2 protein-coding genes are annotated in these 1,200 nt (G+C 38.2%); both read right to left on the bottom strand.

The genetic code is table 11. From position 1 onward, the window contains the following. Positions 1 to 353 (bottom strand): hypothetical protein (locus tag H4O21_RS23955; protein WP_220495837.1); only part of this gene is annotated, 353 nt, incomplete at its 3' end. A 165-nt stretch (positions 354 to 518) separates the two neighbouring features. Next, the coding region (locus tag H4O21_RS23950; RefSeq protein WP_182812355.1) for a hypothetical protein at positions 519 to 1,200 on the bottom strand (682 nt) is incomplete at its 5' end.

The raw sequence follows: 1,200 nt of genomic DNA, 5'->3' as shown, positions 1-1,200 counted from the left end.
GTGCCGGGAAATACAGTGACAGTTTTTTCTGACTTGGCTTTTCCATTTTCATCAATGGTAATTGGCCAGTCGAAGCTTTCTTCATCCCCTGCAGTCAGGTTTTTTGCCGTCAGTGTGCCTTCAAAATAAGAGACATCACGCGCTTTTCGTTCTCTGCTATTGCTGACATCTACATTATGATTAACTCTGGCTCGGTATACCGATGTAAAAGAAGAATCAACTGGCACACTGATTCTTGTAGCAGACTGTGATGCAGAGTTATTATCTGCTGATACGTTCGAGGATGTTTCGCCATTACATCCGGTTAATGTAGCAATAATGGCCAGGGATAAAAGAGATTTAGAAAACTGCATTATAACTATTTCCTTGTTTTAGTATTAAGAAACCAATGATTAAGTACTTGTTTGGTTTACTCCCTCAGTATAAAATGATTTTAGAGGTAGCCATTACAAACAAACACAGACTTTTTCAGAGGTTCCCTAGCACATACACCCATAGATATTTTTATATTTTATTGATCACTTCAGAATAAATATTTCATCGACAGCTATAGATGATGCAAACCCTTGAAGATAACCTTGTGATTCATTCATATGAAATCTGATAGACTTAACATCGTTCAAAGTTTCATTGAACCAGATATCTTTATAAACCAGACCATCCATACTAAAGGTCTGATACTCTTCTAACCCTTCTCCTTGATCAACCCATATGGTTATAGTGTGAGGTGTTCTTTCTGGTGCAGCAGCAGGACCTACTGGAGTAAAACCAGAAATTGAAATAGGTATAGGAAAATCTGCTTGAAGCCATTGGTTAAGAGCAACTGCTACTCCTCCTTGTCCCCACATCCCTATCCATATTCCTCTATTGATCTTTTCGCTTGAGAAGGAATAATGACTGTTAACAGGCATATATTCACTTCTGTGATACAAATCAAACGCCCCTCCAGGAGCATCCAGCTGATACGTATTACTAGCTGTAAATATTGCAGGTGTAATCGTACTATTGTTACTATCGGCAAGAACCAGATCAAAATTATTAATCCCCAGAGCTTCTGGTGTGAGTGTTTTACTGTCACTAAGTCCATCTTTTTCAGCTAAAACAATATGTTCTTCACCGGCTTTAACATGAGTTTTAATAAAACCATCAGTACCAAAATTACTACCCGTTACCCCAACCAGATCGCCATTAACAAAAACA

Source organism: Oceanospirillum sediminis (assembly GCF_014164585.1).
GTDB classification, from domain to species: Bacteria; Pseudomonadota; Gammaproteobacteria; order Pseudomonadales; family Halomonadaceae; genus Oceanospirillum; species Oceanospirillum sediminis.
Note: the sequence above shows the minus strand (reverse complement) of the source record. Positions and strands in the feature narration are given on the sequence as shown.